At 69.4% G+C, this 20238-nt stretch carries 24 protein-coding genes; 13 read left to right on the top strand and 11 right to left on the bottom strand.

Annotated elements, in window-relative coordinates; translation table 11 throughout:
* Positions 1-18: 18 nt before the first annotated feature.
* From HQK15_RS05205 to HQK15_RS05215, 3 genes are all read left to right on the top strand, one after another.
* On the top strand, positions 19-354 hold the full coding sequence (locus HQK15_RS05205; RefSeq protein ID WP_173490328.1) for a nuclear transport factor 2 family protein: 336 nt from the start codon (positions 19-21) through the stop codon (positions 352-354).
* Positions 355-442: 88 nt separating this feature from the next.
* Positions 443-1591, top strand: a complete 1149-nt coding sequence (locus tag HQK15_RS05210; RefSeq protein ID WP_173490329.1) for an HNH endonuclease signature motif containing protein — start codon at positions 443-445, stop codon at positions 1589-1591.
* A 9-nt stretch (positions 1592-1600) separates the two neighbouring features.
* Entirely contained in the window at positions 1601-1897 is a 297-nt protein-coding gene (locus HQK15_RS05215) for a DUF2277 domain-containing protein (RefSeq protein WP_173490330.1), read from the top strand.
* A 34-nt stretch (positions 1898-1931) separates the two neighbouring features.
* Here HQK15_RS05215 and HQK15_RS05220 read toward each other — a convergent pair whose 3' ends face one another.
* Entirely contained in the window at positions 1932-2723 is a 792-nt protein-coding gene (locus HQK15_RS05220) for a CPBP family intramembrane glutamic endopeptidase (protein WP_367649063.1), read from the bottom strand.
* 150 nt (positions 2724-2873) lie between these two features.
* On the opposite strand from HQK15_RS05220, the gene HQK15_RS05225 reads away from it, so the two are divergent.
* Positions 2874-4199, top strand: a complete 1326-nt coding sequence (locus HQK15_RS05225) for an Ig-like domain-containing protein (protein ID WP_173490331.1) — start codon at positions 2874-2876, stop codon at positions 4197-4199.
* Positions 4200-4206: 7 nt separating this feature from the next.
* Here the strand turns inward: HQK15_RS05225 and HQK15_RS05230 are convergent, their stop codons facing one another.
* Both HQK15_RS05230 and HQK15_RS05235 read right to left on the bottom strand, forming a co-directional pair.
* Positions 4207-4374: a hypothetical protein gene (locus HQK15_RS05230; RefSeq protein WP_173490332.1), complete on the bottom strand. Its 168-nt coding sequence runs from the start codon at positions 4372-4374 to the stop codon at positions 4207-4209.
* A gap of 46 nt (positions 4375-4420) precedes the next feature.
* Entirely contained in the window at positions 4421-4693 is a 273-nt protein-coding gene (locus tag HQK15_RS05235) for a helix-turn-helix transcriptional regulator (protein WP_173490333.1), read from the bottom strand.
* 64 nt (positions 4694-4757) lie between these two features.
* Between HQK15_RS05235 and map the strand changes: the two genes are divergently transcribed.
* Together map and HQK15_RS05245 are read left to right on the top strand one after the other, a co-directional pair.
* On the top strand, positions 4758-5537 hold the full coding sequence (gene map / locus HQK15_RS05240; protein ID WP_173490334.1) for a type I methionyl aminopeptidase: 780 nt from the start codon (positions 4758-4760) through the stop codon (positions 5535-5537).
* A 110-nt stretch (positions 5538-5647) separates the two neighbouring features.
* A complete protein-coding gene (locus HQK15_RS05245; protein ID WP_173490335.1) occupies positions 5648-7084 on the top strand; it encodes a glycosyltransferase family 39 protein in 1437 nt (478 codons plus the stop codon).
* 6 nt (positions 7085-7090) lie between these two features.
* Here HQK15_RS05245 and HQK15_RS05250 read toward each other — a convergent pair whose 3' ends face one another.
* From HQK15_RS05250 to HQK15_RS05260, 3 genes are read right to left on the bottom strand one after another with little or no spacing between them, the layout of a single operon-like run.
* Complete coding sequence (locus tag HQK15_RS05250) at positions 7091-7270, bottom strand: VOC family protein (RefSeq protein ID WP_173490336.1); 180 nt, start codon at positions 7268-7270, stop codon at positions 7091-7093.
* 30 nt (positions 7271-7300) lie between these two features.
* A complete protein-coding gene (locus tag HQK15_RS05255) occupies positions 7301-8278 on the bottom strand; it encodes an aldo/keto reductase (RefSeq protein WP_173490337.1) in 978 nt (325 codons plus the stop codon).
* A 33-nt stretch (positions 8279-8311) separates the two neighbouring features.
* On the bottom strand, positions 8312-9268 hold the full coding sequence (locus tag HQK15_RS05260) for an esterase/lipase family protein (RefSeq protein WP_173490338.1): 957 nt from the start codon (positions 9266-9268) through the stop codon (positions 8312-8314).
* 80 nt (positions 9269-9348) lie between these two features.
* Between HQK15_RS05260 and HQK15_RS05265 the strand changes: the two genes are divergently transcribed.
* The gene (locus tag HQK15_RS05265; RefSeq protein WP_173490339.1) at positions 9349-9864 is read left to right on the top strand and encodes a dienelactone hydrolase family protein; all 516 of its coding nucleotides are present in this window, start codon (positions 9349-9351) and stop codon (positions 9862-9864) included.
* Positions 9865-10127: 263 nt separating this feature from the next.
* Positions 10128-11006 (top strand): glycoside hydrolase family 16 protein, encoded by an 879-nt coding sequence (locus HQK15_RS05270; RefSeq protein WP_173490340.1) that lies wholly within the window; start codon positions 10128-10130, stop codon positions 11004-11006.
* Positions 11007-11011: 5 nt separating this feature from the next.
* On the opposite strand, the gene HQK15_RS05275 is transcribed toward HQK15_RS05270, so the two are convergent.
* Positions 11012-11806 carry an SDR family NAD(P)-dependent oxidoreductase gene (locus HQK15_RS05275; protein ID WP_173490341.1) on the bottom strand — a complete coding sequence of 265 codons (795 nt, stop codon included), beginning with the start codon at positions 11804-11806 and terminating at the stop codon, positions 11012-11014.
* Between the two features lie 74 nt (positions 11807-11880).
* Here HQK15_RS05275 and HQK15_RS05280 point away from each other — a divergent pair, with 74 nt between their 5' ends.
* Positions 11881-12744, top strand: coding sequence for an aldo/keto reductase (locus HQK15_RS05280; protein ID WP_173490342.1), 864 nt, complete (start codon positions 11881-11883; stop codon positions 12742-12744).
* A gap of 16 nt (positions 12745-12760) precedes the next feature.
* Here the strand turns inward: HQK15_RS05280 and HQK15_RS05285 are convergent, their stop codons facing one another.
* Genes HQK15_RS05285 through HQK15_RS05295 form a run of 3 tightly spaced genes read right to left on the bottom strand, consistent with a single transcriptional unit; the run spans position 12761 to position 15485 of the window.
* Positions 12761-13180 carry a hypothetical protein gene (locus HQK15_RS05285; RefSeq protein ID WP_173490343.1) on the bottom strand — a complete coding sequence of 140 codons (420 nt, stop codon included), beginning with the start codon at positions 13178-13180 and terminating at the stop codon, positions 12761-12763.
* A complete protein-coding gene (locus HQK15_RS05290) occupies positions 13177-14364 on the bottom strand; it encodes a fatty acid desaturase family protein (RefSeq protein WP_173490344.1) in 1188 nt (395 codons plus the stop codon). Before HQK15_RS05290 ends, HQK15_RS05285 begins: the two co-directional genes overlap by 4 nt.
* 32 nt (positions 14365-14396) lie before the next feature.
* On the bottom strand, positions 14397-15485 hold the full coding sequence (locus tag HQK15_RS05295; RefSeq protein WP_173490345.1) for a ferredoxin reductase: 1089 nt from the start codon (positions 15483-15485) through the stop codon (positions 14397-14399).
* 112 nt (positions 15486-15597) lie between these two features.
* Here HQK15_RS05295 and HQK15_RS05300 point away from each other — a divergent pair, with 112 nt between their 5' ends.
* From HQK15_RS05300 to HQK15_RS05315, 4 genes are all read left to right on the top strand, one after another.
* A complete protein-coding gene (locus HQK15_RS05300) occupies positions 15598-16761 on the top strand; it encodes a MalY/PatB family protein (RefSeq protein WP_173490346.1) in 1164 nt (387 codons plus the stop codon).
* 86 nt (positions 16762-16847) lie between these two features.
* Positions 16848-17807, top strand: a complete 960-nt coding sequence (locus HQK15_RS05305; protein WP_173490347.1) for a GGDEF domain-containing protein — start codon at positions 16848-16850, stop codon at positions 17805-17807.
* 36 nt (positions 17808-17843) lie between these two features.
* On the top strand, positions 17844-18272 hold the full coding sequence (locus HQK15_RS05310) for a hypothetical protein (protein ID WP_173490348.1): 429 nt from the start codon (positions 17844-17846) through the stop codon (positions 18270-18272).
* A gap of 72 nt (positions 18273-18344) precedes the next feature.
* A complete protein-coding gene (locus HQK15_RS05315; protein ID WP_173490349.1) occupies positions 18345-18518 on the top strand; it encodes a CsbD family protein in 174 nt (57 codons plus the stop codon).
* A gap of 76 nt (positions 18519-18594) precedes the next feature.
* Here the strand turns inward: HQK15_RS05315 and HQK15_RS05320 are convergent, their stop codons facing one another.
* On the bottom strand, positions 18595-20214 hold the full coding sequence (locus tag HQK15_RS05320; RefSeq protein WP_173490350.1) for an AMP-binding protein: 1620 nt from the start codon (positions 20212-20214) through the stop codon (positions 18595-18597).
* Between the last annotated feature and the right edge of the window lie 24 nt (positions 20215-20238).

The following is a 20238-nucleotide window of genomic DNA, read 5'->3' on the forward strand; positions in this document are numbered from 1 at the left end:
ACCAACCCAGGAGAACCCATGAACACGCACACCCTGCCCGCAGCTGTCGAGACCTACTTCGCCGTCATCGACGGCGACGCGCGGGAGAAGGCGATCGACTCGTTCGCCGCCGACCCCCACGTCACCGACGACGGCAGCACCTACCGCGGTCGCGACGAAGTCCTGTCCTGGCTCACCGGAGCGGCCTCGGAGTGGGAGACCACCTCGACCAGGCTCTCAGTGAACACGGAGGGCCAGGTCATCACGGTCGCGACCCGCATCGTCGGCAGCTTCCCGGGTGGTCAGGTCGACCTGCGACAGGAGTTCGTCCTCGACGACGAGGGGCTGATCCAGCGGCTCATGATCGCGGTGTAGCCGTCGCGGGACCACCGTCTTCGTGTGTTGTCCACAGGCTGTGATCGCGGGGGGAAGGGGTGTCGGTGGTGGTGTCTAGGTTGGATGTATGGCCACCTTGATGCTTGCTTCGACTGACGTCTTGACTGACGTTGTTCGTGAGCGGGCGCGGGCTGAGGCGCGTGAGGTGGTGGCGATGCTGGACTTCCGTGACCGGGAGCTGGAGCGGATCGCTTTGGTCGAGTCGCCGATGCGGCGGCTGGTGGAGCGTGGTGCGGTTGCGTTGGCGATCGGTGAGGCGATGGGGTTCAGCGAGGGTCAGGTCCAGCACCGGTTGTCAGTGGCTGACACGGTGCGGGACCAGTCGCCGTTGACGTGGTTGGCGTTCGGTGAGGGCCGGATCGATCTGGCGAGGGTCCGCGAGATCGGGCACACGATCGGCCGGTTGAAGCGGGCTGACTCGGTGCACCGTCTCGATCAGCGGGTGGTTGGTTATGCGGAGTCCCACACGGTGGGTGAGCTGAGGGCGTGGTTGCGGTCGTTCGTGCGGCGGGTCGAGGCCGACCTGGCTGTTGGGCGTGCCGATGACGAACGAGCCCGGCGGCACGTGTCGGTCTCCCATGGTGATGACTGCATGGGGTGGCTCAACGCCTATCTGCCGTCGCACGAGCTCGCAGCGATCGAGGCCCGCCTCCGCGACCAGGCCCGCCGCGGCACCGATCCCGACGACGGCCGGACGGTGGGTGAGCGGGAGGCTGATCTGCTGGTCGCCTGGTGCCTTTCGACCAGCTCAAGGGACGGGGAAGCGGCTGCGACCTCGGCGGTCGACGCGAACATTGCCGTCACCATCGGTGCGGACGTCCTGGCCGGCGCCGTGCCGGGGTTCGCCGAATCGAGCGATGGTCAGTGGGCGGTTCCGGCGCGGTGGATCGCGGAGATCGCCGCCACCGGGAGCACGTTCTGGCACCGGATCATCACCGACCCCGTCACCGACGATGTCCTGGCCCATGAGTATCTGGGCCGGTTCGCCCCTGACATCCTGGCCATCGCGTTGAGGTTCCTGCACGGGACGTGTCAGGGGCCCGGCTGCATGGTCCCGGCCGAACGATGCGACATCGATCACCGACAACCATTCCCCGAGGGCCCCACCCAGGGTGACAACCTCGGCCCGTTCTGCAGGCGACATCACGGCTACAAGGGCCACGGCCTCCTGCACTGGACCACCCGACCCCAGCCAGAAGGCGTGCGGGCGATCTAGAGTCGTGGCATGTGCCGAAACATCAGGGTGCTCCACAACTTCGACCCGCCGACGACCGATGACGAGGTCCGCGAGGCCGCTGTGCAGTTCGTGCGCAAGGTCAGCGGATCGACCCGTCCCTCCCAGGCCAACACCGAGGCGTTCGACCGCGCCGTCGACGAGATCGCCCTCGCGACGCGCCGCCTGCTCGACGACCTGGTGACCAAGGCGCCGCCGAAGAGCCGCGAGCTCGAGGCGATCAAGGGTCGCGAGCGGCACGAGAAGCGCATGGAGCGTGAGGTGCGCATCCGCACCGCGGATGGGTGAAGGCCCGCGTCAGCGGCCGGTCTGATCCGTTGCCTCAGGCGGCGTTGTGTGATGGCTCGATCCGGTGCCGGCGCGAGACGACGACGATCGCGATGATGACGTAGGCGAGCACCGCGGCGAACGAGCCGATGTAGCCCTTCTGGTCGACGAGGATCGCGGTGCCGGTGAGGATCGAGAAGTCGAACAGGCCGTGGATGACGGAGTTCAGGGCGTTGGATCCGGTGCGGCGGCGGATCAGATAGAAGAAGTAGCCGGCGAAGCTCACGATGATGGCCTGCGGGACGGCGCCGACGCCCCGGGTGATGGCGTTGGAGAGGTGCACGAGCCCGAAGATGATGCTGGAGTAGAGGGCGACCTTGCCCTCGGTGAGTCCATGCTCGCGCAGCATGGTGACGCCGAGCCCGCGGAACATGCCCTCCTCGCCCCAGCCGACGAGCTGTGTGGCGATCAGCAGCAGGATGATGAAGGTGCCGGTCTTCTGCGAGAGCGCGTCGTAGTCGATGGCGACGAGGATGCACGCGATGAAGATGATCGGGACGACGATGAGCCACTTCTGCACCGGCCGGTCGTCGCGCAGGACTGGTCGTAGCCGGCCGAGCGCGGCGACGGTCGCGTAGACGAACACGAGGGCGACCGTCAGCGGCATGATCAGCACCCAGATCACGACCTCGTTGGTGGCCATGGCATCGCCCTGGGCGTCTGCATCGGCGATGGTGCCGCCGATCAGTCCCCCGAGCTGGATGATCGCGAGGTAGATCACGACGATCGCGACGAACATCCAGTACGGAAGCGGTCGTGCTGTGGTCGTGCCAGATCGGTCGGTCACCCGTGGTCTCCCTCGTCACGTCATGGTCGAGCAGCCATCATTTCAGCGACGCCATGTCATGACAATGCGTCACCGAGGGTTTCCGATGACCGGATGCGGCATCGAGCCTTCTGGGTTGAGCCGAGCCGTGACCGATGTGAGGATCAGGGGATGACCTCTCGCAAGATCTTCGTGCTTCTTGTCTCGGCGGCTGCGATCTTCGCGGGCATGAGCTCGTCGCAGGCGGCGTCGGGCGAGGTGACCCACACGGTCGTGGTGGGCGAGCAGCGGCTGACGCTCAAGCTCAGACCGGTCAACATCCGCGCACCCCAGTTCGGTGTCTACGTGCAGCAGGCCGACGGCTCGCTGGAGCGAACGGCGGTCGCGCCGACGCGGGCCTACCTCGGCTACGTCGAGGGCAAGTCGTCGTGGATTGCCGTGGCAGTGCGGCAGCGCGACGGGGTCATGGCCGGCCAGCTCACGAGCGACGGTCGAGCCACGACGTTCTTCAGCGGATCGAAGGTCACTGGCACGCGCGGGACCGGCCAGGCGACCTATCACTGGCCTTCCGCCACGGGCGACAAGGCCGCGCGCAACGTGACGGCGAAGAAGGCGCAGATCGAGGGGTTCACCCGCCGGTGGGACGTCGGCTACGACCTGGACTACTCCTACATCAGCAGCAAGCTGGGTGGATCGGTGGCGAGGGCGATGGACGCCGTCGAGCTCACCACCGTCGAGATGCTGGCGACGTACGAGAGCAACGCGCGACTACGCCCGGCGATCGGGCGCGTGATCCTGCGTTCGGCCCAGGCAGCGAGCCCGTATGCGGGAAGGGTCGCCGAGCTCGGCGACGTGCGTGCCCAGTGGAGGTCGCGACTGGACCAGGACATCGTCGACACGGTCGCCTACCTGCACACGGACGGCGGCGGAGGCGGTGTGGCGTACGTCGGCACCGTCGGCGGCAACTACGCGGTGAGCCTCAACGGGAGCGGCAACTCGATCGCCATCATCCGGCACGAGCTCGGCCACACGTGGGGACCCGGCGACAACCACACGAACGGTCCCGAGGGGCAGACGATCATGTCGGGCAACGACTACGCCCGGTTCGACGGCACCGAGCTGGCCGCGATCCTCGCGACACGCGACGAGCGGCTGAAGACCGATCCCGCACGCTTCCCACGCGTCGGGACGAGTGCGATCCCGTTGCCGCCCTACGCCACCCTCGACCTGAAGGACTACCTCCGCAGCGGGTCCACGACGACCCTCTGGCCGACCGCGAACGACGTCGACGCCAACGGCGACACCATCCGACTCCGGACGGTCGACGCCCGCAGCCACCTCGGCGCGCGACTCACCCGCTCCGGCAACTCCGTCGTCTACCGGGCCCCGCAGGTGGCAGGCTCCCGCACGCTCGACTGGTTCCGTTACCGCGTCTTCGACTCGAGTGGAAGGTCCGCGTCAGGCATCGTCATGATGCGCGTCAGCCCGAAGGGTTGACCAGTCGTCAGGTCGTGCTGGCGCGATAGCCGACCGCGCTCGCGGCCAGCCCCAGTGCGATCAGCACTCCCGCGGTCTGGAACTGGGCGAGCATCAGGAACGCGACGCCGGTGAGGGCGACGACGGCGCCGAGGAGGGTGAGCAGGACAGCGATTCGCAGGTCGATCTTCAGCACCGCGTCAGCCTATGGACGGCTGCCAAGATCGCCGGGAGCGCAGGGCTCAGCGTCGAGGTCCGGCTGCCAGTGGGTCGGGCTGGTTGATCTCGGCCCAGACGGTGTCGAGGGACAGCCCGACGACGTCAGCGATGGCGGCGATGGTCGGGAAGGAAGGTGTCGCCACCCGTCCCGACTCGATCTTGCGGAGGGTCTCGGGAGAGACGCGGGCGTCGAGCGCCGTCTGGAGCATCGAGCGTTCTCCCCGTGCGCGACGCAGGAGGGCGCCGAGGCGCTGTCCGCGCTCGACCTCGGCGGGAGTGAGGGGCAACCTGACCATGATGCCCATACTAATACCGGGATAACATGACCGGGATAGTTATTGGAACGCTGAGGGGGAGCCCATGATCGAGATCCTGACCACCGACCAGCTGGACCGCGCGCGGCGGACCGGCGCGCTGGTCGGTGAGATCCTGCAGGCGCTGCGGACCCGCGCCACGGTCGGCACGAATCTGCTCGACATCGACCGGTGGGCCCAGCAGATGATCCTCGAGGCGGGTGCGCAGTCCTGCTACGTCGACTACGCCCCGTCGTTCGGTCGTGGGCCCTTCGGCCACTACATCTGCACCGCCGTCAACGACGCCGTGCTCCACGGGCTGCCGCACGACCGGGTGCTGGCCGACGGCGACCTGCTCACGCTCGACCTCGCGGTGCTGCTGGACGGTGTCGCAGCCGACTCCGCCATCAGCTTCGTCGTCGGCGAGTCACGACCGGCCGAGAGCATCGCGATGATCGAGGCGACCGAACGGGCCCTCGCGGCCGGCATCGCGATGGCACGTCCGGGCGCGCGCATCGGCGACATCTCCCACGCGATCGGCTCGGTGCTCGGCGAGGCCGGCTACCCGATCAACACCGAGTTCGGCGGCCACGGCATCGGGTCGACGATGCACCAGGATCCGCAGATCTCCAACACGGGCCGGCCCGGCCGCGGCTACATGCTGCGTCCGGGCCTGCTGCTCGCGCTGGAGCCATGGGTCATGGCCGACACCGACGAGCTCGTCACCGACGCGGACGGGTGGACGCTGCGCAGCGTGACCGGGTGCCGGACGGCGCACAGCGAGCACACGATCGCGATCACCGACGACGGGGCCGAGATCCTGACCCTGCCCCCGTCGACGCGCTGACTGCTGCGGTGCCACGGGCCGCGAATCAGGATGCACGGAGACAGGATGACTGTGCGCCCGAACTCCTGAAATTGATTTTCTCTGCTATCCGAGGGTGGGACACTCGTGCCGTGAACAGAGCCGGCGCGTGGCGCATCGCGCTGCCCCCGGCGGTCCTGACGCTGCTGATCACCTCGGTCCATGCCGGTCGCCGGCTGCCGTGGAGCGACGAGCTCGCGACGTGGCACGCCAGCACGATCTCCTTCGAGGACTTCCGCCGGCTGATCGGCAACGTCGACGCGGTCATCGCGCCCTACTACCTGTTCATGCGCGGCTGGGTCGACGTGTTCGGCGACAGCCCGGGCGCGATGCGTGCGCCGTCGATCATCGCGATGACGGTCGCGGCCGCGATCATCGCGCTGATCGGTCGTCGACTCGTTGGCGACGGCGCGGGGCTGCTGGCCGGCGTGCTCTTCGCGCTCGTGCCGTCGACGTCGCGGTTTGCCCAGGAGGCCCGGCCGTACGCCCTCGCACTGCTCGGGGTGGTGCTCGCGACGTGGCTGCTGCTGCGGGTGTGCGAGCGACCGACGCGAAGGGGATGGGCGCTCTACGCCGCGTGCGTCGCTGCCGCCGGCCTGATGCACGTCGTCACGCTCACGGTGCTGCTGGCCCACGGCTGGATCGCCCTGCGGGACGGTCGGCTCCGCGGGTGGGTGCCGGCCGCCGCCGTCGGGGTCGTCTGCGTCCTGCCGCTGGCGTATGTCGGGTCGCAGCAGGACGACGTGATCCAGTGGATCACAGCGGACGCGGTGGCGGTCCGCCGGCTGCCGCGGATCCTGTTCGGCGGCTCCGACGTCGCGGTCGGGGTCATCGCCCTCGGGCTCCTGGCGGCACTCGTGCGCTGGCGGCGGGCCGGCCGGGAGACCGTCGCGCTGCTGCTGTGGGCGGTCGTCCCGCCGGTCTTCTGCTACGTCACGTTCGACCTGCTCCACGTCTTCCTGGCCCGCTACATGCTGTTCACCGTGCCGGCCTGGGTGCTGCTCGTGGCATCGCTGGCCGGTGCCGCCCGGGCGCGGCGGCGCGAGATCCGGTACGGGATCGCGACGCTGCTCGTGGCCGCCCTCGCTGCCGTCGGGCTGAACGGCCAGCGCCTGGCTCGCAGCGATCCGTTGCCGAGCGAGCCCGCGTTCCGCGCGGCAGCCGCGGTGATCGACGAGCGGGCACTGCCCGGGGACGGGGTCGTGTTCGCCGGTGCCTCGCGGATCGGACGGAGGCCGTTCCTCTACCTGCAGCAGCACGGCGACCTCGGGCCGCTTGACGACGTGCTGGCCGGGAGGTCGCCGGAGTCGCAGGGACGCTTCCGCACCGAGGAGTGTCGTGACAGTGCGGCCTGCCTCGCCGACGTCGACCGCATCTGGGTCGTGTCGGCCTCACGCCCCGGTCAGGACGTGCTGTCCCGGATCTCGCCGCGGGCCCGCGCGATCCTCGAGTCGGACTTCGACCGCACCCCGGTCGCCCGGTTGCCGGCGGTGCGCGTCTTCCTGCTGACCCGGGTGGACGCGCCCTGAGCGAGGTCAGCGGGCCGGGAGCTCCTGGACGGTGCAGCGGTTGCCGTCGGGGTCGGCGAACGTCGTGAAGATGCCCCACGCCTGCACGTCTATCGGGGTCGCGTCGACGCCTGCCGCCACCAGCTCGGCCCGCGCCGCCTCGGTCCATCGGTCGCCGGGCCCGATGCCCGACGGGAATGACCCCATTCTTGCTGCCGAGGCGGACAGTTTCGAGGGTCAGAACTCCGGGAGCCGCGGGACGTACGGATCGGTGAGCGCGGCGATCTCGTCGTCGGTCAGGACGAGGTCGAGCGACGCGACGGCGTCGTCGAGGTGCAGCGGCTTGGTCGCGCCGACGATCGGCGCGGTGACCGCCTCCTGCTGGCGCACCCAGGCCAGGGCGACCTGGGCGCGGGAGACCTCGCGCGTCTCGGCGATCGCGCCGACAGCAGCGGCGATCGCCCGGTCGGAGGCGTCGGCCTGGCCGTAGTACGACTTCGTGACCTGGTCGGTCTCGCTGCGGCTCGTGCTCAGGTCGTCCCAGTCGCGGGTCAGCCGGCCCCGGGCCAGCGGGCTCCACGGGATGACGCCGATGCCCTCGTCGAGGCAGAACGGGTGCATCTCCCGCTCCTCCTCGCGCTGGACCAGGTTGTACTGGTCCTGCATCGAGACGAACGGCGTCCACCCGTTGAGGTCGGCGGCGTGCTGCGCCTGCGCGAGCTGCCAGGCATACATCGACGAGGCCCCGATGAACCGGGCCTTCCCGGACCGGACGACGGCGTCGAGCGCCTCCATCGTCTCCTCGATCGGGACCTCGGGGTCCCACCGGTGGATCTGGTAGAGATCGACGTAGTCGGTGCCGAGGCGGCGCAGGCTCGCATCGATCTGGCGGGCGATGTTGTCGGCCGACAGGCCGCCGGAGTCGGGCTCGCCCTCGACGGGGAAGTAGACCTTGGTCGCGATGATGACGTCCTCGCGCCGGGCGAGGTCGGCGAGGGCCCGGCCGACGATCTCCTCGCTGCTGCCGCCGGAGTACATGTTGGCGGTGTCGAACGTCGTGATGCCCGCCTCGAGGGCCTGACGGATGAACGGCCGGCTCTCGTCCTCGGGCAGCGACCACGGGTGCGGCCCGCGCGCGGGGTCGCCGTAGCTCATGCAGCCGAGGATGATCGAGGAGACCTCGAGGTCGCTGTCGCCCAGCCGTACGGAGTCCATGCCCCGATCATGCACCGTCGGGACCGGCCGACGTCAGAGCGTGCCGACGAACGGGAGCACGAGCCTGCACGGGACCGGCCGGGGGTGGGCCGGGTCGAGGGCGTTGAGCACCAGCGCGGCCGCCACGGGATCGGCGACGATCTGGAAGTGCTCGGAGAGGTCGAGCGAGCAGAAGTCCTGCACGACGAGGTTGGTCATGCCCTTCTGGATGCCGCTCGTGTAGGGGACGACCAGCTCGTCGTAGCGGGTCACGATGTTGGTGTAGCGGATGCCCTTGACGACCGGGGTGCCGCCAGAGCGCAGCTTGGCGAAGAAGGCCGAGCCCTTCAGCAGCTGCGGCCCGGACGCGAAGTACGGATCGAGCAGCCGCACGACCGCGGGGCTCACGCCGAACGGGGTGCCGAGGGTGACGAGCGTGTCGAGACCGGCGGGGTTGGTGCCGTGCCACAGCGGCGCGATCGAGACGTAGGCATGGATGTTCTTGGCTCCGCCGAGGAACTTCGCGTAGTAGTTGGGCACGACGGTGCCCTCGCTGTGGCCGAGGATGTCGACCTTCGAGGATCCGGTGGCGCTGCGGACCCGCGCCACGAACGTCTTGAGCTGTGCCGCGCTCTTCTCCATCGCCTGCAGCCCACCGAAGACCTGGTTGAACGGGGTCGGCACCTGGGTCGCCTGGCCGTAGGTCAGGGCGAAGACGCAGTAGCCCTCGTTCTTGAGCAGCGGGGCGAACGTCTGCCAGTTGGTCGCCTTGTTGCCGGTCAGCCCGTGCACCAGCACGACCGGCCGGGGGTGCCGCGCCGAGGGCTTGCACGACCAGTCGTTGGCGCCCGGCGGGTCGGCGTCGACGCCGAGGCCGGCGAGGACCGCGGAGGTCAGGAACGTGTAGGGGACGGGCAGCGGCTTCTTGGCCGCCTGTGCTGGACTGGCGGCGACGATCCCGAGCGCCAGCAGCAGGCTGGTCGCGGCAACGGTGAGGCGGCGGATCGTCATGGATGTCCTTGCATTCGAGCGGGTGTGACCGGGGCTACACCTGCTCAACGATCCGCGCAGGCCGAAGTGATGGAGGAACGATGACGGGCGAGACGATCGAGATCACCGCGGCCGACGGGACCGCCGAGGCGTACGTCAGCCGGCCCGACCGGTCCGATCCCGACCTCGACGCCTATGTCGACGCCCTCCTCGGGCTGCCCGGGGTCGCCGGCACCCGCATCGGCTTCACGGGCTACTGCATCGGCGGGCGGATGGCCGTGCGTGCCGCCGGTCTGCGGCCGGACGTCATCGCGGCGGCCGGGGCGTTCCACGCCGCGGGGCTGGTCGTCGACGCCGACGACAGCCCCCACCGGCTGGTCGCCCGCGCCAGTGGCGAGGTGCTGGCGGGCCATGCCGACCACGACGGGTCCAACCCGCCCGAGGCTGTCGCCGCGTTCGAGGCGGCGATGGCCGCGGCCGGCGTGGCGTACACCTCGGCGATCTATCCGGGTGCGCCGCACGGCTTCACGATGTCGGACACCTCGGTGTTCGACGAGTCCGCGACCGAGCGCCACTTCGCCGAGCTCGAGGACCTGCTGGCCCGCACGCTGGGCTGATGGCTGGGGCCCGACCCGATTATTTTTTCTTGATCTTTCCGTACGGGACAGCTTGTTCCGGGTCTACGTTGACCGAGTCAGAGGGAGCTGGCAGAGCACCGGACCACGGTTTGCCCGTCGGATGGGAGAGCCTCACCACGGTGAGGTGTTCGGCGGCTGGACCGTGAGTTGGCGGCACAGGGAGATCGCCGACGTGGTCTGGGCGATGTGGTCGTGGGGCGCCCCCTCCGATGATGCGAATCATCATCACAGGGAGACCCCACATGTCCAAGATCTCGAGACTGCTGGCCCTGTCAGCCGCCGCCGTCATGCTGCTCGTGTCAGCCACCAGTCCGGCCATGGCCGGCAAGAGCCCGAGGAAGCCGGCCACGAAGCCGCCGGCGCCCACCTGCGGCTCCCAGGTCTTCTACAAGGCCTCCGGTGCGGCGTGGACGTGCAGGTTCGCCGACGAGTTCGACGGCACGAGCCTCAACACGTCCAAGTGGGTCGTGCACCAAGGCACCGTCCCCGGCGGCCAGGAGTGCTTCAGCGCCAACAACGTCGCCGTCGCGAACGGCGTCCTGGTGCTGTCGACCAGGAAGGTGTCGACGCCGGTCACGTGTGGCTCGAGGACGAGCAGCTTCACGAGCGGCCAGGTGTCCGGCTACGGAAAGTACTCGCAGACGTACGGACGTTTCGAGATCCGGGCGAAGTTCCCCGCAGCCAAGGTCGCCGGCCTGCACAGCGCCCTGTGGATGTGGCCGGTCAACCCCACGAAGTACGGCACGTGGCCGGCCTCCGGCGAGATCGACATCGCCGAGATGTACACGACCTATCCGGGCCGGGTGATCCCCTACCTGCACTACAGCTCGCAGCCGGGTGACACGACCGTCACCAACAACTACTGCATGGTCGCCGACGTCTCGGCGTTCCACACCTACGTCCTGGAGTGGACGACGAACCGGCTCAAGGTCATGTTCGACGGGCAGACCTGCCTGGACCACACGATCAACGCGATGTCGCCGCTGACCGTGTCCGGGCCGTTCGACCAGCCGTTCTTCATGGCGTTGACGCAGGGTCTCGGTGTGGGCGGCAACAGCCCGACCTCGACGACGCCGCTGCCCGCTGACACCCAGGTCGACTACGTCCGCACGTGGTCGTGAGGGGGCTACGGCACGATCGCGTCGACGTAGCCACCGTCGACCCGGACTGCTGCGCCGGTGGTGGCCGAGGCCAGCGGTGAGCTCAGGTAGGCCACCAGGTGGGCGATCTCCTCGGGCTCGATGAGGCGCTGCAGCAGCGACTGCGGGCGGTGGACGCGCATGAACTCGGCCTGTGCCTCGTCCCACGGCAGGTCGCGGTCGACGAGTGAGTAGACGAAGTCCTCGACCCCGCCGGTGTGGGTGGGCCCGGCGATGACGGAGTTGACCGTCACGCCGGTGCCGGCCGCCTCCTTGGCGAAGCCGCGGGAGACCGAGAGCAGCGCCGTCTTGGAGGTGCCGTAGTGGATCATCTCGGTCGGGATGACGATCGCCGAGTCGCTCGCGATGTTCTGGATGCGGCCCCAGCCGCGCCCCATCATGCCCGGCAGGTAGGTGCGGATCAGGCGGATCGCGCTGAGCACGTTGACGTCGAAGTAGCGCTGCCAGTCGTCGTCGGTGATCTCGAGGGCCGCCTTGGCCTCGAAGATGCCGAGATTGTTGGTGAGGATGTCGACCTCGGGGAGCGCAGCCCGGGCGGTCTCGACGCCGGCGGGTGTCGTGACGTCGGCGGCGACCGGGACGAGGTCGGCCTCGGGCCACGTCGCGCGGATCGTCTCGATCGCGGCGGCGACCTTCTCGTCGCCGCGCCCGTTGACGCCGACGCGTGCGCCGGCGCCCGCCAGCGCTGAGGCGATCGCGAGCCCGATGCCCTGGGTGGAGCCCGTGACGAGTGCGGTGCGGCCGGAGAGATCGATCAGCATGTCTCCACTCTGGCACGCCCGCGCAACGGCACCGTCTCGGAATAATCCGCCCCGGCGGCGCCATTGACCCAGACATGACTTCGACACTCAACGCCCATGCGTCAGGAACGTTCCAGCTCGGCGGCGACCTGCCGGTGACCCGCCTCGGGTACGGCGCGATGCAGATCACCGGCGACGGTGTGTGGGGGGAGCCGGCCGACCGGGCCGAGGCCGTCCGGGTCCTGCGACGGGCCGTCGAGCTCGGCGTGACGTTCTTCGACACCGCCGACTCCTACGGTCCCGACGTCTCGGAGCAGATCATCCGCGAGGCGCTGCACCCCTACGCCGACGACGTCGTCATCGCGACCAAGGCCGGTCTGACGCGGACCGGTCCGGGGGAGTGGATCCCCGTCGGACGTCCGGCCTACCTCAAGCAGCAGGTCGAGCTCTCGCTGCGCAAGCTCGGCGTCGACCGCATCGACCTGATCCAGCTGCACCGCATCGACGCCGAGGTGCCGGTGGCCGACCAGGTGGGCGCGTTCAAGGAGCTGCAGGAGCAGGGCAAGGTGCGCCACATCGGCCTCAGCGAGGTCACGGTCGACCAGCTCAAGGAGGCGCAGAAGACCGCCGAGATCGTGTCGGTGCAGAACCTGTTCAACCTCGGCGACCGCTCCGCCGAGGCGCTGCTGGACCACGCGACAGCTGAGGGCATCGGGTTCATCCCGTGGTTCCCGTTGGCGACCGGCGGCCTGGTCAAGGATGGTGGACCGCTGGCGGAGCTGGCGAAGCAGCACGACGCGACCCCGTCGCAGCTGGCGCTCGCCTGGCTGCTGAAGCGCTCGCCCGTCATGCTGCCGATCCCCGGCACGTCGAGCGTCGCCCACCTCGAGGACAACATCGGCGCCGCCGACATCGAGCTGACCGACGACGAGCTCGAGGCCCTGACCAACGCCGTCTGACCCGCGAGCGGGCCGCTCAGTCGATCAGCTCGGCCTCGACGACCGAGTTGGGATGGAACGCGACCGGGTCGCCCCGGCGGGTCGGCCGGACGAGGTCGAACCCGCCGGTCGTGATCAGGGTCCACCGCAGCGGCGGCTCGGCATGGCCGAGGTGGCTGCCACCGATCGGCACGAACAGGTCGAGCGCCTCGTGAGCGCACTCCAGGTGTGTGGGCGGGAACGCGAACATCCGGTCGAGCCCCTCGGTCTCCGACCCGATGAACGCGATCGGACGGGTGAGGGGCGAGCCGCAGATGCCGCAGATGCGACTCAGCGCGCACCGGATGGCGCGGCGCTTGACCACGTGCGCGTGGTCAAGCGCCCCGCCGTCGTCCTCGCAGGCGAACGGCACGGGGAGCCCGCCGAGCTTTGGCCGCCCGGCGAGCCCCGCCGTCATGCCGAGGCCGTGCCCGACCACTTGCCGAGCTCCGAGCGGCGGGTCGGACGCTCGTCGTCGCGCAGGCGGCGCTCCTTGCGGGGCGACACCGGTGCGGGGTTGTCGGTCGTGCGGCGGTTGGGCAGCGACAGCTTGAGGATCGTGCGCAGGGTCTGGCCGTACTGCTTGTAGAGCGGTCCGGTCGTGTAGGGGATGTCGTAGCGCTTGCAGATGTCCTTGACCTTGACCGAGATGGCCGCGTAGCGGTTGCTGGGCAGGTCGGGGAACAGATGGTGCTCGATCTGGTAGCCGAGCTGGCCGCTCATGACGTGCAGCAGCTTGTTGCCGTTGAAGTTGGCCGATCCGAGCATCTGGCGCAGGTACCACTCGGCGCGGGTCTCGTCCTCGAGCTCCTCCTCGGTGAAGTGCACGGCGCCGTCGGGGAAGTGCCCGCAGAAGATGATGCCGTGCGTCCACACGTTGCGGATGATGTTGGCCGTGAAGTTCGCGGTCAGGGTCTGCAGGAAGAACGGGCCCGTCAGCAGGGGGTACATGACGTAGTCCTTGAGCGACTGCTTGCCGACCTTGTTGCCGATCTGCTTGAGCTGCTTCTTGAGCAGCGGGATGTCCTTCTCGCCCTTGCGGATGGCCTCGATGTCGAGATCGTGCAGGGCGACGCCCCACTCGAAGAACAGCGCGAGCAGCGCGTTGTAGATCGGCTGGCCGAGGTTGACCGGGTGCCACTTCTGGTCGCGCGACATGCGCAGGATGCCGTAGCCGATGTCGTTGTCGTGGCCGAGCACGTTGGTGAACTGGTGGTGGATGTAGTTGTGCGAGTGCTTCCACTGCTCGGCCGGCTGCGTGGTGTCCCACTCCCAGTTGGACGAGTGGATCTCGGGGTCGTTCATCCAGTCCCACTGGCCGTGCATCGCGTTGTGGCCGAGCTCCATGTTCTCCAGGATCTTGGCCGAGCCGAGCAGGGCGGTGCCGAGCAGCCACGCCGGCGGGAAGAAGCTCGCGAACAGCGTGATGCGGCCCGCGGCGGCGAGGCGACGCTGCAGCGTGATGATGCGCAGGATGTAGTCGCGGTCGGCCTGGCCGCGTGACTCCTCGATCTCAGCGCGGATCTGGTCGAGCTCGGCGCCGATGGCGTCGACCTCGGCATCGGTCAGGTGGGTGTACTCACGGACGTCGGCGAATGCCATGGTTCGTCCTTTCGGTGGTGGTGGGAGCTGGTTCAGAGGGCAAGGGTGCAGTCGCCGGCGGCGACGGAGACGCAGGTCTGGATGTACTCGTTGGGCTCGCCGTGCTCGACGCCGCTGCGCAGGTCGCGGACGGTTCCGGACGCGAGGGGCACGTCGCAGGTGTGGCAGATGCCCATGCGGCAGCCGAAGAGCATGTTGACGCCGGCCTTCTCTCCCGCCTCGAGCAGCGTGGTCGCTCCGTCGACGTCGACGGTCGGACCGCCGACGCCGAACGTCACGGTGCCGCCGGCGGCGTTGCTGTCGGCGCGGGCCAGGGTGAAGCGCTCGACGTGCAGCCGGTCGAGCAGCCCGTAGGTCTCGTAGAGGGTGCTGAACGCGTCGAGCATCGGCGCGGGCCCGCACGCCCAGGTCTCGCGGTCGCGCCAGTCGGGCACGGCGGTGTCGAGCTGGTCGGGGGTGAGCATGCCGTCGGCGTCGGTGAACCGCTCGTAGAACGTGAAGCTCTCGTAGCGCAGCGCCAGCACCCGCAGCTCGTGGACGAACATCATGTCGTCCTCGGTGCGCGCGGAGTAGGCGAGGACCGTGTCGGGGATCGACCCGCGGCGGTCGAGGGTGCGCAGGATCGACATGACGGGCGTGATGCCGCTGCCGCCGACGAGCATCAGCATCTTGGCCGGGGGCGGGTCGGGCACGACGAAGTCACCCTGCGGCGCCGCGAGGCGCACGATCGTGCCGGGCTCGAGGCCGTTGACGAGGTGGTCGGACATGAAGCCCTCGGGCATCGCCTTGACGGTGATGCTGACCGTGCGTCCCTCGACGAGGGGCACGGACGAGAGGGAGTACGAGCGCCAGTGGAAGCGGCCGTCGAGCTCGACGCCGATGCCGATGTACTGGCCCGGCGCGTGGTCGAACGACCAGCCCCAGCCGGGGCGGATGACGAGGGTCGCGGCGTTCTCGGTCTCGGGCACGACCCGCTCGATCCGGCCGCGCAGCTCGCGCTGCGACCAGAGGGGGTTGATGAGCGCGAGGTAGTCGTCGGGCGACAGCGGAGTGGTCATCGCCTTGCCGAGCTGACGCAGCCGGCGCAGGGCCGTCGAGCGCTCGATGAGCGGTGCGGTCATGGCGCCTCCTGTTCAGTGAACAGATGTTCACTCTGTATGTAACTCAGAGTTACATGTCGGCCCTTGGTGACGCAACAGGACGTGGGTCACGTTTTCGACCGATGATGGCATCATGAACCGCTCGCATCCGCTGCGCGACCTGAACGAAGAAATTCTGCGCCGCCGCACCAGCATCAAGTGGCGCGAGCACCCCGCCGACGTGCTGCCGCTGTGGGTCGCCGAGATGGATGTCCGCATCGCTGAGCCGGTCGCCGCCGCGCTGACGTCGGCGGTCGCCGACAGCGACACGGGCTATCCGCACGGCAACGCGTACGCCGAGGCGTTCGCCGACTTCGCCGCCGAGCGCTGGGGCTGGGAGGGGGTCGACTCGACTCGCACGGCGTACGCGGCGGACGTCATGACCGGGCTCGTCGAGGCGATCAGGCTCGTCTCGAGCCCGGGCGATCCGGTCGTGCTCAACCCACCGGTCTATGCGCCGTTCTTCGGCTTCACCGAGCACGCCGGGCGGGAGGTCGTCGAGGCGCCCCTGGGTGACGACGGACGTCTCGACCTCGACGGGCTCGAGGCCGCGATCATCCATGCGGGCGCCGGCGGGAGACCCGTCACCTACCTGCTGTGCAACCCGCACAACCCGACCGCGGTCGTGCACACCCGCGACGAGCTCGGACGGGTCGCGGCCCTCGCGCAGACGTACGGCGTGCGCGTCGTCGTCGACGAGATTCACGGGCCGCTGGTCGCCGACGGCTTCGTGCCCTATCTCAGCGTCGACGGCGCGGACGACGCGATCGCCGTGACGTCCGCCTCCAAGGCCTGGAACCTGGCCGGCGCCAAGGCGGCGCTGATGGTTGCGGGTCGGCGGTCGGCCGACGACCTCGCCCGGCTGCCCGAGGTGGTCGCGCACGGCCCCAGCCACCTCGGAGTCCTGGCCCACACCGTCGCCCTGCGCGAGGGCGCGGCATGGCTCGACGCGCTGCAGGCCGACCTCGCCGACAACCGCCACCTGCTCTCGGCCCTGCTGGCCGAGCACCTCCCGACGGTGCGCTGGGGCGGTGGTGCTGGCACCTATCTGGCCTGGCTCGACTGCCGTGAGCTCGGCCTGGGCGACGACCCCGCCGTTGCCTTCCTCGAGCGAGGTCGGGTCGCCCTCAACTCTGGCTTGCCGTTCGGGACGGGAGGGGCGGGTCACGTGCGGCTCAACTACGCGACGACGCCCGAGATCCTCACCGAGGCGGTCGTGCGCCTGGCTGCGGTCGCCCGAGGGGGACCTAGGTCCTGATCCGGGTGGTCCGGTCGGGCCATTCTTGGCCGACCGGGCACGGCGGAGGTGGGCGGTTCCTAGACTCGTCGCCGAGGGAGTGGGACATGCGTACCGAGGGAGACGGACCGCTGGCGTCGCTGCGCGCGTTGCCGGCGCTGACGGCCGCCACGGCGTCGATGTACGGCGTCGCCGCCGTGCTGCTCGTCGCCGGGGCGCTGACCTGGCAGCCGGGCAAGAATCCGCGTTGGGTCATCAGCTCGCTCGCCGTGGTCGCGGTCGTGTTCTTCGTGTGGACGCTGCTGCGCGGGGTCCGGTTCACCCAGACCGAGGCGCTGGCGATGACGGTCGCCCAGGTCGTCGTCATCGGCAGCCTGACGTGGACCACCCACCTGACCCTCGGAGCGTTCGCCAACGGCATGGTCCTGCCGATCGTCGGCGTCTACTCCGTCTGGTTCCTGCACCCTGCCGGTGCCCGTGTGGTGCTCTACGGGGGGACGACCTGGTGGTATGTCGCGATCGTGCACCAGCGCGAGAGCGTGCTGCTCCCGATGGCAGCGGCGGTGGCGATCCAGACCGTGATCGCCGCGGAGATCTTCGGCCGCATCAAGGAGCGGATGGAGCACCTGCTGCGCACCGATCCGCTGACGGGTGCGCTGAACCGGCGCGGCATCACCGAGGTGCTCGACCGCGAGATCGTCAGGTCCGCGCGGCGGTCGCAGTCGATCTCGGTCATCGCGGTCGACCTCGACGGCCTGCGGGCGGTCAACAACACGCACGGTCACCGCGCGGGCGACGAGCTGCTCGAGTCGGTCACCGATCACTGGGCTCGCCAGATGAGGCGCCGCGACGCGCTCGGGCGGACGGGCGGCGACGAGTTCCTCATCGTGCTGCCGTCGACGACCAAGGAGCAGGCCGAGGCGATCGCCGACCGCCTGGCGGCAGGCTCGCCGGGCTCGTGGTCGGCCGGTGTGGCGCAGGCGAAGCCCGGGGACTCGGTCTTCACGATGCTGGAGCGAGCCGACCAACGGATGTACGCGGTCAAGGCCGCACGGCGTCACGGCTGAGATGCCGCGAGGTGCCTCCGGACGTAGCGTGCCAGCATGAGCGATCGACCTGACCCGGCCCACCAACGCCCCGAGGGGCTCGACGACCAGACCGTGGAGGCGCTCGGCAAGCTGAGCGAGGCCCTCGAGGTCGTGGAGGAGGCCCGGGGGCACCTCTACGCCTTCCACCGTCGGTGCGGCGAGGCCGACCTGATGCTCGGCGACGCCGTCGACCTGCTGAAGGAGGCCGGCCACGACGACGTCGCCGACCGGATCACGACCGAGCTCGTCGGCCGCAACATCGTCGAGGGTCGGTGGTCGTTCCAGGTCGTCGAGGAGTACGACGACGGCTACTACGCGGCGTTCCGCGAGCACGAGCAGCGGGCGCGGGACGAGCTCGCCGACGGCAGGCGGCACCTGTTCGAGGCGGAGATGAAGGAGGACCGGCGCACCCACGGCCGCCGGCACCACGAGGCGACTCCCTGATTCTCAGGTCTTTTCATGATTGGCCCGCTGCCGGCCGGGTACACCGTCGTCAGTCGACGAAAGGAGCCCCCCATGGGACTCGGAGACAAGATCAGCAACGCAGCCGAGGACGCCAAGGGCAAGGTCAAGGAGGCCACCGGCAAGGCGACCGACGACAAGTCGCTCGAGGCCGAGGGCAAGGGCGACCAGTCCAAGGCAGACCTCAAGGACGCCGGCGAGAAGGTCAAGGACGCCTTCAAGCACTGAGTGTTCCCCACGATCGCGGGCGCATCGACCACACGCTGGTCGGGGCGCCCGTTCGTGCGTCCGATCCCGAGCGGCCTCAGCCGAGCAGCTGCTCCGCCTCGGCCCGCATCTGCACCTTGCGCACCTTGCCGGTGACGGTCATCGGGAACTCGTCGACGAGGTGGACGTAGCGGGGGATCTTGTAGTGCGCGAGCTGCCCGGTGCAGAACTCCCTCACGGTCGCCACGTCGAGGTCGGCCGTGCCGGGCTTCATCCGGATCCACGCCATGAGCTCCTCGCCGTACTTCTGGTCGGTCACCCCGATGACCTGGGCGTCGAGCACGTCGGGGTGGGTCAGCAGGAACTCCTCGATCTCGCGCGGATAGATGTTCTCGCCTCCGCGGATCACCATGTCCTTGATGCGGCCGGTGATGTTGACGTAGCCGTCCGCGTCCATCACGCCGAGGTCGCCGGTGTGCATCCAACCGTCGGCGTCGATAGCCTCGGCGGTCTTGTCGGGCTGCTCCCAGTAGCCGAGCATCACCGAGTAGCCCCGCGTGCACAGCTCGCCCGCCTCGCCGTGGGGCAGGGGCGCCCCGGTCAGCGGGTCGACGATCATGACCTCGAGGTGGGGCCCCACGCGGCCGACCGTCGACACCCGGCGCTCGATCGAGTCGTCGGTACGGGTCTGCATCGACACCGGCGACGTCTCGGTCATGCCGTAGCAGATCGACACCTCGGCCATCCCGAGCCGCTCGATGACCTGCTTCATGGTCTCGACCGGGCACGGCGAGCCGGCCATGATGCCGGTGCGCAGCGAGGTCAGGTCGAGCTCGTCGACGAGGGGGTCGGCCAGCATCGCGATGAACATGGTCGGCACGCCGTACAACGAGGTGCAGCGCTCGGCGGCGACCGATCGCAGGGTCGCGGCCGGGTCGAACCCGGGCGCCGGGATGACCATCGTCGCCCCGTGCGTGGTGCAGGCGAGGTTGCCCATGACCATGCCGAAGCAGTGGTAGAACGGCACGGGGATGCAGACCCGGTCGTGCTCGGTGTAGTCGATCAGCTCGCCGACGAACCAGCCGTTGTTGAGGATGTTGGTGTGCGACAGCGTCGCCCCCTTGGGGAACCCCGTCGTGCCGGACGTGTACTGGATGTTGATGGCGTCCGATGCCACCAGGTCGGCGCCGATCGTCGCGAGCCGGTCACGGTCGCCGCGTGCACCACGGTCGCGCAGCTCGTCCCACGACGACTCGCCGATCAGCACGACGTCGACCAGCCCCGGGTGCTCGGCCCGGGCCTCGTCGATCATGTCGGCATAGCTGGAGCCCTTGAACGCGGGCACCGCCACGATCGTCCGCATGGCCGACTGCCCGACGACGAACGACAGCTCGTGGGCCCGATAGGCCGGGTTGACGTTGACCAGGATCGCGCCGATGCGGGCAGTCGCGTACTGCACGAACACCCACTCGGGGCAGTTCGGTGCCCAGATGCCGACGCGGTCGCCCTTCTCGACGCCGAGGTCGAGCAGCCCGAGCGCGACGGTGTCGACCTCGGCCAGCAGCTCGTCGTACGTCCACCGCCGCCCGCTCGCGGAGTCGACGAGCGCCTCGCGGGCGCCGTGGGCGCGGACCGTCGCGACGAGGTTGTCGCCGATCGTGTCGGTGAGCAGGCGCGCGTCGGTCGGGCCGGCCGCCTGGCTGAGGGTCGCGGACATCGTGCTCCTCCCCGGGAGCCCGCT

It is taken from the genome of Aeromicrobium stalagmiti (assembly GCF_013283745.1).
Lineage (GTDB): Bacteria > Actinomycetota > Actinomycetes > Propionibacteriales > Nocardioidaceae > Aeromicrobium > Aeromicrobium stalagmiti.